Origin of the sequence: Kribbella sp. VKM Ac-2566 (assembly GCF_004366005.1) — a bacterium.
In the GTDB taxonomy this organism is placed as follows: domain Bacteria; phylum Actinomycetota; class Actinomycetes; order Propionibacteriales; family Kribbellaceae; genus Kribbella; species Kribbella pratensis.
The window spans coordinates 910,721-924,914 of record NZ_SODT01000010.1 but is presented as its reverse complement, the minus strand read 5'-3'; the positions used below and the strand labels follow the sequence as shown (position 1 = coordinate 924,914).

Sequence of the window (14,194 nt, the reverse complement as noted above, 5' to 3'; positions counted from 1 at the left end):
AGCAGGTTTCGAGGGGATGGCTGTAGGGGCGGGGTTCGGCTTTGAGGCGTTGCTTTCGTGGTGGCGTGTCCGGTGTGAGAGCAGGTTTCGAGGGGGCGGTTGTAGGGGCGGGGTTCGGCTTTGAGGCGTTGCTTTCGTGGTGGCGTGTCCGGTGTGAGAGCAGGTTTCGAGGGGGCGGTTGTAGGGGCGGGGTTCGGCTTTGAGGCGTTGCTTTCGTGGTGGCGTGTCCGGTGTGAGAGCAGGCTTCGAGGGGATGGCTGTAGGGGCGGGGTCCGGCTATGACCCATTGCTCGCGTCAGAACGGTGGCGGGTCGTGGGTGTCTTGCTCCTGTGTGATGGGGCCGCGGGCAGGCGGGACTGTTGTGTAGCGGTGGCCGGTGGGGGCGGTGAGGGTGACGGAGCCGTCGGGGTGGGCGGTCGTTTTCCATTCCCACGCTGGGGTGTCTTTGATGATGTGGTGGTATTCGCAGTAGGGCACTAGCCCGGTCAGGTTTGTCCGGCCGGATTGTTTGAATGGTGTGGCGTGGTCGCGGTCGCATTGGCGTGAGGTGCGGTTGCAGCCGGGCCAGGCGCAGACGGGGTGGCGGGCGAGCAGGGTTTCGGTGACGACCGTGCCGGGGTCGTGGCGGGTGGTGGATGCGTCGAGGACGGTGCCGTTGGTGGGGTCGGTGAGGAGTCGTCGCCAGGTGCCGTCGGTTGCGATGCGGCGGGCCATTTCGGCTGGGATGGGTCCGTAGCCGGTGAGTTCGCAGGGGTCGTCGTCCACGCCGAGGAGGGTGGTGATGGGGACGAGGACCTCGATGTGGGGTCGTCGGCGGTGTTGGTCGGGTAGTCGGCGGCCGAGCCAGTCCAGGCCGTTGTGCAGCATTTGCTCGAAGACGTCGGCGATGGCATCGGCGCGCCGCTGTTCGGCGGTGCGATCGTCTCGCATCGGTTCGCCGACGGTCGCACCAGCCGTCGCGTTGGACTGCACACCAGTTGCAGCACCAGTCGTCACGTCGCACTTCACACCAGCGGCCGTACCAGCCGTCACTTCAGCGGTCACGCCGGCGACCGAATCGGCTGCCCTACCAGGCGACTGACCGGGGCCACGGTTGCCTGAGGCGACGATTCCGGAGCCGACAGGCGATGGGTCGATTCGCGATGGCTCGACAGGCGATGGCTCGATTCGCGATGGTGCGACAGGCGATGGCTCGACTCGTGATGGTTCGACTCGCGATCGTTCGACAGGCGGCGAAGGTTCCGCAGTCGAAGGTTCGGCGGTCGGTGGTTCGGCAGTCGAAGGTTCGGCGGTCGGTGGTTCGGCAGTCGAAGGTTCGGCACACGGGGTTTCGGAACGCGTGGGCTCGGCGGTGATTGTGGGGGTGCCTCGTTTGGCGAGGTCGGCCATGGCTTGGACGACGACCCACATTTGCTGGATCTTGTCGGCGGTGTGGACGACCCACAGGCCGGCCATGCCGTCGGGCAGGGGCACGATTTTGCAGGTGCGGTCTCGAACCGCTTCACGGTGCCGGTTGGTCTCGTCGGCGGCGCAGTGTTTGGCGACTTGTCTGCGGAGGGACTTGCGCAGATTGGTGTGGGTCTGGGACGCGGCGCGGCGCAGGACGTGGGATTCGACGGCTTGAGCTGTGGCGTCGGGCAGGTGCCGGGTGGCCTCGGAGATGGACAGGGCCTTGGACCAGGTCAGGGCGCCGCAGCGCAGCGCGGTGTGGGTGGCGGCGAGTGGGCCGGTCAGGTGGAGGGCGGTGTCGATGTGGCGGGCGGCGGTGTCGGTGGACAGGTGCAGAGCGGCGCCTATCTCGGCGGCCCAGGACCGTTCGGGGTCGATCGGGCGACCGGAGGAGTCGACCTGGGTGGGGCGGGGGATCTCTGTTGCCTGGGCCTTGCGCTGGCGGACGAACGAGGCCATCGCGTCGGCCTTGATCGACTCCAACCACGACACCATCCGGGACGCGGCCTTCATCAGTTCGATCAACGCGATCGGTGACTCGCACTGCGGTCGCACGGACTCAAGTGCCGCGGCCAGTTCGGCGCCGGGCGGCAGGAAGACCCAGGCGGGTGCTTTCAGGCGCAGCATTTCGCGTTCGGCCTCGTCCTGATCGACCCCGGCCCAGAGCTCCCATTCCAAACCGTCGACCCGCGACATCGGCGGCAGGTCGTCGTACCAGTCCTCCTCGCCCAGGAACCGAGGAGGATGCGGGTCCTCGGGGTCATACAGATCATCGGGAGGACTTACCGTGTCCAACCAAGCCGCCTGCGCTGCATCCAGCGAAGGCGTTACCTCTTTCCCCAGCACAGCATCGCGCTCGCCGTGGATCAGCGCGGCGTTTGAAGGCGAGCACGTGACCGCAGCAGTGATCCAGCGTGGCGTGGCGGCGAACCCGGCGAGATCAGCGTCGCCAGGGTGCAGAGGTTCAACGGTCACCGCCATGCCTCATATTAGAACAAGTGTTCCCTTAAGCGCAAGTCGGGGGATATGCCTGATGGGCGGTGCATCGAAGTTCGACCGCCATGTCACCAGCATCACCCGAGCCGAGTTGGAGTCGGCGGCGCCAAATCCGGTTGCGTGGTGAGGCGGTCCGCAGGACGCTCATGAGAGTGACCACACGGGCGCTGCACTTCGCAAAGGCCTTCTTTGATTTGCAAGCCTTCTGGGGCGAGCGTGTCGTCGAACTCGCGGACGTTGATCGACTCACCGCATGGCATGACTGGACCAGCACGGCAGCGCTGGTGAACTCCGATGGACGGCATGCGATAGATGAAGCGGTGCACAACGGTGATCCAGCCGCGGTGGCACACCGATCATGGCTTGCTCTCCGAGCAACACTGGGTGCTGCGCAGCACGGGTGCTTCTGGTACGAGGTCGAAGACGACGGCCGCCAGGTTCGTGGATGTACCACCTTCCGGGATATCGGGCACTGTTCCCGCCGAGCTTCCTGGCAGGAGCGGTCGAGGCCGATTCTCGACGCGAGGTTGGACAGCTGGCTCTGTGGGGGCAATTCGTCAGGGGTGACGGTGAGCTGTACCAGCCGCGTACCGACCCGTTCGCGATCCTCCGGATGGTCGTCAACTCCGAGACCGAGCACGTCCTCGAGGTGTGAGGGGGTTGCGAAACTTTCAGTCCGGGTGAGACGCCCGCGAACCGTTGACCGGTTGTGGCTGCCGCTCATTAGCTTGGCCGCTCAACCAGCGGTTCAGAGGAGAAGCGCAGATGCCGGAACCCGATGTCACCTCGTTGTCGACCGTGAGCCGCCGGACGTTGCTGATCGCCTCCGGCGGTTCGGTGCTCGCGGCTCAGCTCGGATCCGCCGCAACGTCCACCGCGGCACCGACCGGTTCTCCGGCACCGGCAGCATTCAGGCATCCAGGGTTGTTGCACGATGTGGATGACTTGCAGCGAATGCGGCAGGGGGTGGCCGATCGGGTGGGTCCGGTGTACGACGGTTTCCTGGCGATGGCCGCGCACAGCAGGTCGTCGTACGACTATGTGATCCGCAACGTCGGGCAGATCACGTCCTGGGGTCGTGGGCCGGCGAACTTCATGAATGAGGCGGTCAGTGACTCGGGCGCCGCCTATCAGAATGCTTTGATGTGGTCGGCCACGGGTGACGTGCGGTACGCGGACAAGGCGCGGGACATCCTTGACGCTTGGTCGAACAGTCTGACCGCGATCACCGGTGCGGACGGGCAACTCGGCGTCGGGCTGCAGGTCTTCAAGTTCGCGAACGCCGCCGAGATCCTCAGGCACAGCGGGTACGACGGGTGGTCGCCTGCTGCTGTCCTCCGGTGTGCGGAGTCGTTCCGCAAGGTCTGGTACCCGGCCGTGTCCGGCAACGCGTTGTTTGCCAACGGCAACTGGGACCTCGCCGCTCTGCAGGCGATCCTGGCGATCGCCGTGTTCTGCGACGACCGGGTAATGCTCGAGAACGCGGTGCGGTACGCCGTGGCCGGTGCGGGCAACGGCCGCATCGAGCACATCGTCGTGTCGGCGACCGGTCAGGGACAAGAGAGCGGCCGATCGCAGTCCTACGCGCAGTTGGCGCTCGGCCTGCTCGCCAACTGTGCCGCGGTCGCCTGGAACCAGGGGATCGACCTGTTCGGTCATCAGGACAACAGGATCCTCCACGGCTTCGAGTACACCGCTCGCTACAACTTGGGCGACGACTCCGTGCCGTTCGTTGTCGACCTCGACCGCACCGGGAAGTACCTCAAGAGGGCGATCTCGACGATCAACCGTGGTGCGTTCCAGCCGATCTACGAACTTGCCTACGCCCACTACGTCAGTCGGCGCGGACTGTCCGCGCCGAACGTCGAACGGGTGGTGTTCCGTGGCGTCGGCGGTACGCGCTTCGTCGAGGGGAACAGCGACGACCACCCCGCTTGGGGCACCTTCACTCAGGCCCGTCCGGTCGTCGCCAGATCTGCGCCGGACGCGGCACCTGGCGTTCCGAGCGGCTTGTCGGCACGGAGGTACGACGCCGGCGTCGTGCTGACCTGGGCGGAGTCCGTCGAACCGCGCAGCGGCGTGGCCGCGAGTAGCTACACGATCAGCAGAGCGACCGGCCGCGCGGGTGACTACGCGGTCGTGGCCGAAGGCATCCGGTCGACGACGTGGAGCGATGCCTCCGCCCGCGGCCGGACGACGTACTCCTACAAGGTTCGGGCAGAGAACCAAGCCGGCTCTAGCAGTGAGTCGCTGCCCGTGACGATCGCGCGCCCGGATCCTTGGGTGAGGGAGGACATCGGCCAGGTGGCGGCTCCGGGCACTACAGGATTCGACGGGGAAAGGTTCACCGTCGAAGCAGGCGGTACGGACATCGGTGGTGAGCAGGACAGTTTCCGGCTCGTCTACGTGCCGTTGCGTGGTGACGGGGTAATCACCGCACGGGTGGTGCACCCGGTGAGTTCGCAGTACGCGACCATCGGCGTGATGATGCGGCAGAGTCTGTCGGCGTCCTCGGCGCATGCCTCGATGCTGATCAAAGGGCTGCCGCTGCACACCTGGAGCGGTGTGTGGACGGTACGGCCCGCCGGCGGGGTCTCCACGGTCGCGACCGGCAGCACCGTCGTACCCCCGACCCAACAGCACTGCATCACCGTCAACGCGGGCTTTCCGATCTCCGATCTCGGAACGCTGCCGCAGTCCGCGACCCCATTGCCGCCGCCGTACGTCGAAGCGGCGAGCGACGGCTACCGGCTGCGGCGACCGTACTGGGTCAGGCTCGTCCGTAGGGGAGACGTCCTGACCGGGCTCATCTCGCCGAACGGCAGCACCTGGACCGAGGTCGGCACGTCCCGGATCAACCTCGGCCGTGACGTCTACGCGGGCCTCGCGGTCTGCGCGGGGATCGGCGTCGACGCGCCGTACGCCGAGTCGACCACAGCAGCCTTCGACAACGTGACCGTTCAGGATTGGTCGGGCGAGATCCCGTCCGCACCGCTGGGTGAACTGCGGGCCGGGAGCGCCGGCAGTGCGATCGAGCTGGCGTGGTCCGATCTGGACGTGGCGGCGACGTACACCGTCAAGCGGCGGCACGCCGATGGGCCGTATCGGGCGATCGCCTCCGGCGTGGCGCCGATCGGGTTCGGCGTGGAGACCCGCTACCGGGACGTCACGGCGGTGCCGGGCGAGAGCTACGACTACGTGGTTGCGAAGACGAATGCCGCTGGGACCGGGTCCGACTCCTCGAAGCTGACGGCGACAATGCAGACGCCGGCAGTGCCGTCGATCACGAGCGCCGGATCCGCGTTCGCGAACACCGGCACGGAGTTCCGCTTCCGGGTTGCCGCTAGCAACGATCCGATCAACTTCGCGGTGACCGGCCTCCCGGACGGTCTCTCCCTGGACCGGAAGACCGGTGTCATCAGCGGCAGGCCGCTCAGGGCCGGGACGGCCAAGTTGGGTGTCTCCGCGCGCAATGCCTCCGGCGCGGACTCCGCGGAAGTCACGCTGACTGTTGGAGCACCTCCGCCGGCGCCATGGCAGTACGCCGATATCGGTGACTACGTGCTGGACGAGCGGCAGCTCGGGAACTTCAGCGCTGTCGCGATCCGGACACCGGGGATCACCAGCTACAGCGACACGACGGGGCAGTTCACAGTCCGGGGCGCCGGCTCGGATCTGAACGTGATCGGGCAGGGCATGACGGCCCAGTACGTCTACCAGGCGGTGACCGGAGATGCCACGCTCACGGCGCGGGTTGTGAGTCGGGGCGATGCCGCCCGGGTGGGCCTACTGATGACCAAGTCGCTGTCACCGTTCGACCAGTTGTCGGGGGTGGTGCTCGCCGGCGGGACGCCACAGTTCGTTCAGCGGCTCCGCGTGGCGACCGGCCTCGTGACGACGCCCGGTACCGGTGCGCCCGGCTGGCTGCGCATCCGGCGTACCGGGAACACGTTTTCTGCCGAGGTTTCCAGCGATGGTCAGAGCTGGACGCCGATCGGTGCGCCGGGACTGATCGAGACCTTCGGCTCCGCGCCGTACTACGTAGGTCTGGCCGTTGTCTCCGGCGCACCGTTCGCGCTCAGCACCGCCGTCTTCGACGAGGTCTACTTGGCGTAGGCCAGGGTGCCGAAGCCGGTCTGGTCGAAGCCGCCGCTCGTCGAGCCGTAGTCGCCGCCTCCGCCCTCGGGGCGGACCTGAGCGGCCATCGCCGAGATGTAGGGCACCGAGAGGTACTTGCGCCTGGTGTAGTGGAAGTGCAGGATCTCCCACACCGGCCGGAGTTGGCCGCGGCTCGCGCTGGAGATGACAGTGTGTTCCTGATAGGCACAGTTCTGGCCGGTGCCCCAGGTGTACTTCGTGAACGGCACGTCCTGGCCGAGGTTGTACTTCGCGACGTACTGCGCTGCCTTCAGGAAGCGGTTGTTGTCGTACCCGTACAGGTCGTCACCCTGGTTCCAGGCCATCTCACAGAACGCCCCCATCTGGCCCATACCCATCATGGTGTGGCCCTGGTCGCGTCCCGACTCCTGCCACTGCGCCAGGCCCTGGTCGTCGTACACGAACGGCACCGCATGCTTGATCGAACCGTTGCCGGCGCCGTTCTTGAAGTAGTTGACGGCCTGGTCGTACTTCGCGGCGTCGTCGCAGAGGATGCCGATGGCAAGGATCGAGTTCATGGTGCACAGATCCCAGTTGGCCCAGTAGTTCGTGATGCAGGCGTCGTTGTGGTTGGTCAGGAACGAGTTGTTCATGGGATAGAAGACGTTGAGCATCATCGTCTTGAACCGCGCCAGGTCGAAGCCCGGGTAACCGCGCAGGAGCTCGGCGACATTCGCGAACTGGTACCCGTAGATGCCGGCCGCCAGGAACCGGTCCGCGTTACCGGTGACCGTGGTCAAGGTGGCCGACCAGGCGTTGAGGATGTTGCGCGCGCAGTCGCCGTGCGCGGTCGAGCCCTGGACCCACCAGCGCAGTGCGTTCTGGTAGGCGGCATGGATGTCGTTGTAGAGGATGGTGTAGTTCTCGCCGGTGCCGCCGCGGATGATCGTTGCCTGCGGCCTCGGTGTCCAGGTGGACTGCGCATGCGAGTTGGCGGTCAGGCGGTTCCATCCGGACAGCCACGGATCATCGCCCGCCGCCACCCGGACCTTGGCCCGATTGAGGTCGCCCCAGTTGTGCAGCGCTCCGGGGTGGGTGAAGGTGGCCGGTGCGGCGTCCGCGCGCCGGTCGAGTGCGGTGACGCCGGCCATGGCCGCTACTCCCGCAGCGGCCACACCTCCGGCGGCTTTCAGAACAGTACGTCGATCGATCTCCCTCTCGTGCATGTCCTTCTCCTTCGGGGCGGTGGTGTGTACGCCGGCGTTCAGCGCACGGTAAGGATGAGGCTCTTGGTGATGGTCCCGGCGACGTTGGTGACGCTCAGGTTCGCGTTGTACGTGCCGGGGCTGGTCGGGGCGCCGGTGATGACGCCGGTCGTCTTGTCGACGGTGAGTCCCGTCGGCAGATTCTGGGCGTCGAAACCGGTGGGGAAGCCGGTTGCGCTGATCGTGAGGACAACCGGTACGCCTGCGGTGAGGTTCCCGCTGTCGGCGGTCGTGATCGTTGGAGGCGTTGTTGTGGGGGCGGTGGCTGCGTCCAGCCAGCGCAGATTGGTCACGTGCTCGTTGACGTGCATGTTGACCATGTCGGCGACCGTGAACCACCCGGGCTTGCGCATGGTCGAGGCCATCACGGTGCCGTTGACCACGAGGTTCTGGAACGTCACGTCCTTGATGCCGCGCGCCTCGTCGTACCCGAGCATCATCGCGGTCTCCGCGTTCTTGCCCGTGTAGGTCAGGTTCTTGACGTAGACGCCCTCGATGCCGCGGCCGGCCGAGGTGTTGTAGGACTTGTTGTAGGCAACGCGTAGATGGATGAACTGACCCCAGCGGAAGTCCTCCACCCGCACGTTCTCGATCCGCACGTTCCGGACGAGGTTGCTGTCGCCGGGGTTGAGCGCGATCGCTCCCTGGTACCACTTCTGCGGTTCGCGATGGTCGAGGACGTCCACGTTGCTGATCGTGATGTTCTCCAGCACCTCGGGATCGGCCGTGTTGCCGTGGGTGCCGATGTTGATCGGGTGTGCGACGTCCGCCCAGAGGCTCGAGTTGGAGATGGTGATGTTCCGGGTGTCGCCGTAGTAGTCCCAGCGGTGCGTGTAGAGCGCGATGCAGTCGTCGGAACAGCGCAGGAACGAGTTGTCGATCAACACGTCGCTACTGGAGAAGATGTCGATCCCGTCGCCCCACTGGCCCGCGCTGAAGTAGCCGAAGTCGGTGATCGCGACCTGTTCGGACATCCCCGCGGTGATCGCGTAGCCGGTCGTCAGATCGAGCATCGAGATGCCGTCGACGCGGATGTTCTTCGAGCTGACGATGGTGCAGCCGCCGCCGTTGGTGCCGTAGATGACACCGCGTCCGGTCAGGCCGGCGTTCGTGACGTTCTTGAAGATCACCGAGGTCTTCAGTACGGCGCCGCCGGCCAGGTAGACCGTCTTCCCGCTCGGAACCTCCAACTGACCGGTCGCGGTCGTGTGCACGCCGGGGCCGAAGTACATGACGTCCGGGTCGTCGGGGGAGGGTACGTCGGTCTCGATCGCGCGGGCGAGCAGGTGCAGGCAGTCGAAGATCTCGCCGTTCACCTCGACCACGATCTTGCTCGGTTCGGTGAGCGTGAAGAGCAACGTGCTCTCGTCGTCGATGACCGGCTCGATCCCCAGGGACAGTGGCCGGATCCGGGCGGTATTGATGGTGCCCTTCTTGTATCTGACCCGGACCTCGACCGAATCGGCGAAGTCGAAGTACGCCATCGATGACTTCAGCACCTGGCCGGCGCCGGTCGTCGCGTTGATCTGCTTGAGGTTGACCGAGTACGTCGGCACCGGGGTCCAGGCGCCGGCCGCCGTACGGACCTTGACCTCGAAGGTGGACGCCAGTGCTATCCCGGCGGGAATCGGGTAGGTGACCAGCGGTGGAGCGGGTGCGGGCGTGGCTGTCGCGGTCCCGGCTGCGGACGTGACGTAGCCGGCGGCAACGGTCGCGCCGGCTGCTTGGAGCAGGCGGCGGCGCGTGAGGTCTGCGGTCATCTTCAAGCTCCTTGGGCATCTCCGGCGGAAGGCCCTGAAACCTTGTCCGGAGAACCGGGGCCGATCAATAGCAACCGCTTGCCACGAAAATTTCGCTCTGCCGCGACGACTCCAGGCGCAACTTCACAGTTGCGCGTCGGGAGAGTGACGTGCAATCCTGGGGTTGCACGTTCCGTTCCCCGGGAGCGGAGCCCATCTGATGGAGGAGCAGTCCTTGACTATCGACACAGCGCCGCCGCGGCTACGTTTCACCAGCAGGCAGCGGATGGTTCTCTCTGTCCTTCTGCTGGCGGGATTCATGGTGTCCGTCGACTTCTCGATCCTGAACGTGGCGCTCCCGGACACCGGTGCCGGCGTCGGCATGGCGGTCGCGGACTTCCCGTGGATCACCGCTGCCTACATGCTTCCTTCGGCGGGATTCGCGTTGCTGTTCGGCCGGGTGGCCGACCTGTTCGGACGCCGCAAGCTGTTCATGGCGGGCATGGTCGTGCTGGCTGTGGCCTCGCTTCTCGGCGGCCTAGCCACGAGTGCCGAGCTGCTGTTGACCGCCCGCGCGCTGCAGGGCCTGGCTACTGCGCTCGCCCTGCCCGCGGCGATGTCTCTTCTCACCACCACGTTCGCCGAAGGCGCCGTACGGGAACGCGCCCTGGGTATCAACGGTGCGCTACTCTCCGGCGGCTTCACTGTCGGGGCACTGGTCGGCGGCACGCTGGTGAGCCTCTTGAGTTGGCGGGCGGCGTTCTGGATCAACATTCCGGTCGCGGTACTCGTGTTGGTGTGTACGCCGTTTGTGATCAGCGAGAGCCGCGTACCACAGCGGGTTGCACTCGACGTGCCTGGTGCGGCCAGCGTCTCGGCCGGTCTCTTGGCCGTGATCTACGCAGTGGTCGAGAAGAGCTTGCTCGCCGCGGTGATCGGAGTCCTGCTCCTTGCCGCCTTCTGGGCCATCGAACTGCGGGCCTCCGCGCCACTGGCCCCGCTGCGCATTCTCAGCCGGCCGACGGTGAAGTGGGGCAACTATGCCGGACTCGTGGTCTTCGCGATGGAGACCGGGATGATCTTCCTGATGACGCTGTACCTGCAGCACGTCCTGGCGTTCTCCCCGCTGGCCACCGGCTTGATCTTCGGGATCCCGGGTTTGGCTGCTGTGGCGGCCGGTGTGATCGCCGGGCGGGTGATCGGGCGCTTCGGCGTACGCAAAGTTCTGACGGTGGCGATGCTGGTGCAGGCCGTGGCGACCTTCCCGCTGATGTTCCTCGGTGTGAACCGGGCTGCACTCGCGATCCTGGTTCCTGCCTTGTTCGTCGGGTTCTTCGGGCACGTGGCCTCGATCGTCGCGTACACGGTGACAGGTACGTCGGGCCTGCCCGACGAGGAGCAGGGTCTGGCCACGGGGCTGACGTCGATGACTCAGCAGGTGGCGATCTCGATCGGTATCCCGGTCCTGAGTGCGATTGCGGCCACCCAGGAGCTGGAGCTGACCGGCATCCATCTCGCCCTGTGCCTGAATGTGGCCGTGACGGTTGTGAGCGCCGGTCTCGTGTGGGTCGGGTTGCGCCGGCGCGACATACCTGCAACCGTGGGGTTGCAGGTCAATGATGACGACAAGGAGTTCGTGGGATGAGCAACGATCGAATCGAGCGGGATGTTCTGATTGCGGCGCCGCTGGAGCGGGTGTGGTCGCTGGTCGCGGAGCCTGGGTTCTGGGTTGCCGACAAGGCGACCCTGCCGGGAACCGTGGCCCGGGAAGGCGAGACGCTGCTGGCGAAGAACCCCGAGTACGGCGACTTCCCGGTGCGGGTCGAGAAGGTCGATCCGCCGACGTACCTCGCCTATCGGTGGGCGAGCGCGTTCCCGGGACAGGAGCTGCGGGACGACAACAGCACGCTCGTCGAGTTCACGCTCAGGTCCGAAGGTGACCAGACGCGCCTCAGCGTCGTGGAAAGCGGCTTCGCGGCACTGTCCGGGTCCGCGGATCTGCGCGACCAGGCGGTGAAGGACAACTCGGGCGGTTGGCCGATGGAACTGGACGCTCTGAAGAAGCGCGCGGAAGAATCATCCGTGTGACCAGTAGTGATACCGAGGCTGTCGACGGTGTTCTGGCCGCATTGGCCGATCCGACGCGCCGCCGGCTGCTGGATCTGCTCGCCGTACAGGGCGAAGCGACCGCGACGACGCTCGCCGAGCGACTGCCGGTCTCGCGACAGGCGGTGGTCAAGCATCTCTCGGTGCTGGATGCCGTCGGGCTCGTCTCCGGCAGCCGGATCGGGCGGGAGGTGCGGTACTCGGTGCGGCCCGCGATGCTGAACGCAACGGCGCAGTGGATGTCTGCGCTCGCGGCCGACTGGGACCGGCGGCTGGCCACCATCAAGGAGGCCGCCGAGGCCGCGGAGCGTTCTGCCGAAGGCTCCTGACCTTTTGACCTTTTGGCCGCGGTCGGGCCCGGCTAGTGGCGGGGTGGTGGGGCGGTTGATTCTCGGTAGACGAGGTGGTTGATGGTCCGGGGCATCGGCCGCGGGGCCGGTTCGCCGCGGATTTCGGCGACGAGTTGATGGATCGCGGCGCGGCCCTGGGCCTCGCGGTCGACGGCCACGGTCGACAGCGACGGGGTCGCGAAGCGGCCGATTTCCTCGTCGTCCCAGCCGAAGACGCTGAGGTCGTCGGGCACCTTCCAGCCGCGGGAGAGCGCGCCGCGGATCACGCCCATGGCGACGACGTCGTTCGCCGCCACGACCGCGGTGACGCCGCAGTCGGCGGGCAGGGCGGTGATCGCGTCGAAACCGGACTGGGCCGACCAGTCACCGTCGACGGCTCCGACCGATTCGAGTCCGAGGCGTTCGATCGTCTCGAGGTAGACGCTCTTGCGGTTGCGGGCGGAGGCGAAGTTCTGGGCGCCGGCGACGTGCAGGAACCTCCGGTGCCCCAAGGAGACCAGGTACTCGATGATCTCGCGGATCTCGCCGGCGTCGGCGAGCTCCGCCAGGCCGTGCAACTTGTCGTCGTAGGTGCCGTTCTCGACGATCGGGACCCGGTACGCGTTCTTGCCCTTGAGGCTGATCGGCGAGAGGGCCAGGATGCCTTCGACCTGGCCGGATCTGGCCAGCTCGTCGATCCGTTCCGAACGCTCGCGGGCTCCGCCCTCGACGCTGACGATCTCGACCTGGTACCCGGCGTCGTGCGCCGTTCGCGATGCCGCGGCGAGCAGCCGTCCGGGAAAGTGCTCACCTGACGCAAGCACGATCGCGAGCCGGTTCGTGTGCCGCGTCCGCATGGATCGAGCCACCAGGTTGGGGCGGTAGTCGAGGGTCTTGACGGCGTACTCGACCTTGATCCTGGTCTTCGGCTTCAGGCTGTCCTTGTCCTGGAGGTACCGCGACACGGTCGTGTGCGACACGCCGGCAAGGCTGGCTACCTGGTGGATGGTCGCCGGCCGCTCGGGGGCCGAATCTGCCATGTTCACCTCTATTCCGAACCATTATGAATGCCCGTCGGAGGTCTTGACACTAAATCCCGGCTCCGATTAGCTGTCAACTCAGAAGTGGATCGATCACTTTCTATTGGAGCGCTCTTGACTTCCAGCCAGCCCATCAGATTCGCCGCCGTCGGGCTCGACCACGCGCACATCTTCGGTCAGGTCGCCGGCCTGATCGCGGCCGGTGCGACGTTCGCCGGGATGGCAACCGACGACCCGGCCGCAGCGGTCGCGGGCACGATGCGGGAGCGGTATCCCGACGTACCCGTGATCGAGGATCCCGACGAGCTGATCGCCCAGGACGGGATCGACCTGATCGTGACCGCCGCCGTACCGGACCGGCGCGGGCCGATCGCGGTCGCGGCGCTGCGGGCCGGCAAGGACGTGATGGCCGACAAGCCCGGGTGCGTCACCCTCGAGCAGCTGGAGGAGGTCGAGAAGGCGGTCGGCCAGAGTGGCCGGTTCTGGTCGGTGACGTTCTCCGAGCGGTTCGAGGTCCCCTGCGTGCTCAAGGCCGGCGAGCTGGTCCGCGAGGGCCGGATCGGCACGGTCGTGCAGACGCTCGGGATCGGACCGCACCGGATCGGCGACCGCGGTCATCTCGCCGGTGGCGGCGGCCGCCCGGACTGGTTCTACGACAAGGCGCGGTACGGCGGCATTCTGACCGATATCGCCTCGCACCAGATCGACCAGTTCCTCTGGTTCACCGGTGCACGGACCGCGGAGGTGGTGACCAGCTCGGTCGGGAACTTCGCCAACCCCGACGAGCCGGGTCTGCAGGACTTCGGCGAGCTCCTCCTACGCAGCGGCAACGCCCAGGGCTACATCCGGGTCGACTGGTACACCCCCGACGGGTTGCCGACCTGGGGCGACGGTCGGCTGACCGTGCTCGGCACCGAGGGCTACATCGAGCTGCGCAAGTACGTCGATATTGCGGGCCGCGACGGCGGCAACCACCTGTTCCTGGTGGACAAGGACGGCACGCATTACATCGATTGCTCGGAGGTCCCGGTGACCTACTACGCGGACGTGCTGCGTGACGTCCGGGACCGAACCACGACGGCCGCGCCGCAGGAGCACACCTTCGAAACCATGCGACTGGCCCTGACCGCCCAGCAGAACGCGACCGTCCGCGGCGCAGCCCGATAACAGT

At 66.6% G+C, this 14,194-nt stretch carries 10 protein-coding genes; 6 read left to right on the top strand and 4 right to left on the bottom strand.

Annotated elements, in window-relative coordinates; genetic code table 11:
* Nucleotides 1–295 precede the first annotated feature (295 nt).
* Complete coding sequence (locus EV647_RS22625; RefSeq protein WP_238177341.1) at nucleotides 296–2,425, bottom strand: HNH endonuclease signature motif containing protein; 2,130 nt, start codon at nucleotides 2,423–2,425, stop codon at nucleotides 296–298.
* Nucleotides 2,426–2,891: 466 nt separating this feature from the next.
* Between EV647_RS22625 and EV647_RS22620 the strand changes: the two genes are divergently transcribed.
* Nucleotides 2,892–3,101 carry a hypothetical protein gene (locus tag EV647_RS22620; RefSeq protein ID WP_134005911.1) on the top strand — a complete coding sequence of 70 codons (210 nt, stop codon included), beginning with the start codon at nucleotides 2,892–2,894 and terminating at the stop codon, nucleotides 3,099–3,101.
* Nucleotides 3,102–3,211: 110 nt separating this feature from the next.
* Nucleotides 3,212–6,562, top strand: coding sequence for an alginate lyase family protein (locus tag EV647_RS22615; protein WP_134005909.1), 3,351 nt, complete (start codon nucleotides 3,212–3,214; stop codon nucleotides 6,560–6,562).
* Here the strand turns inward: EV647_RS22615 and EV647_RS22610 are convergent.
* Complete coding sequence (locus tag EV647_RS22610) at nucleotides 6,550–7,770, bottom strand: alginate lyase family protein (protein ID WP_134005907.1); 1,221 nt, start codon at nucleotides 7,768–7,770, stop codon at nucleotides 6,550–6,552. The genes EV647_RS22615 and EV647_RS22610 overlap by 13 nt on opposite strands.
* Before the next feature lie 38 nt (nucleotides 7,771–7,808).
* Nucleotides 7,809–9,569: a glycosyl hydrolase family 28 protein gene (locus tag EV647_RS22605; protein WP_134005905.1), complete on the bottom strand. Its 1,761-nt coding sequence runs from the start codon at nucleotides 9,567–9,569 to the stop codon at nucleotides 7,809–7,811.
* 265 nt (nucleotides 9,570–9,834) lie between these two features.
* Between EV647_RS22605 and EV647_RS22600 the strand changes: the two genes are divergently transcribed.
* From EV647_RS22600 to EV647_RS22590, 3 genes are read left to right on the top strand one after another with little or no spacing between them, the layout of a single operon-like run.
* Nucleotides 9,835–11,193 (top strand): MFS transporter, encoded by a 1,359-nt coding sequence (locus EV647_RS22600; protein WP_134005903.1) that lies wholly within the window; start codon nucleotides 9,835–9,837, stop codon nucleotides 11,191–11,193.
* Nucleotides 11,190–11,636: an SRPBCC domain-containing protein gene (locus tag EV647_RS22595; RefSeq protein ID WP_134005901.1), complete on the top strand. Its 447-nt coding sequence runs from the start codon at nucleotides 11,190–11,192 to the stop codon at nucleotides 11,634–11,636. The genes EV647_RS22600 and EV647_RS22595 overlap by 4 nt, the downstream gene beginning before the upstream one ends.
* Entirely contained in the window at nucleotides 11,633–11,983 is a 351-nt protein-coding gene (locus EV647_RS22590; RefSeq protein WP_134005899.1) for a helix-turn-helix transcriptional regulator, read from the top strand. Before EV647_RS22595 ends, EV647_RS22590 begins: the two co-directional genes overlap by 4 nt.
* Before the next feature lie 32 nt (nucleotides 11,984–12,015).
* On the opposite strand, the gene EV647_RS22585 is transcribed toward EV647_RS22590, so the two are convergent.
* Complete coding sequence (locus EV647_RS22585; protein ID WP_134005897.1) at nucleotides 12,016–13,023, bottom strand: LacI family DNA-binding transcriptional regulator; 1,008 nt, start codon at nucleotides 13,021–13,023, stop codon at nucleotides 12,016–12,018.
* Nucleotides 13,024–13,137: 114 nt separating this feature from the next.
* Here EV647_RS22585 and EV647_RS22580 point away from each other — a divergent pair, with 114 nt between their 5' ends.
* Nucleotides 13,138–14,190, top strand: a complete 1,053-nt coding sequence (locus tag EV647_RS22580; RefSeq protein WP_202871274.1) for a Gfo/Idh/MocA family protein — start codon at nucleotides 13,138–13,140, stop codon at nucleotides 14,188–14,190.
* Nucleotides 14,191–14,194 lie beyond the last annotated feature (4 nt).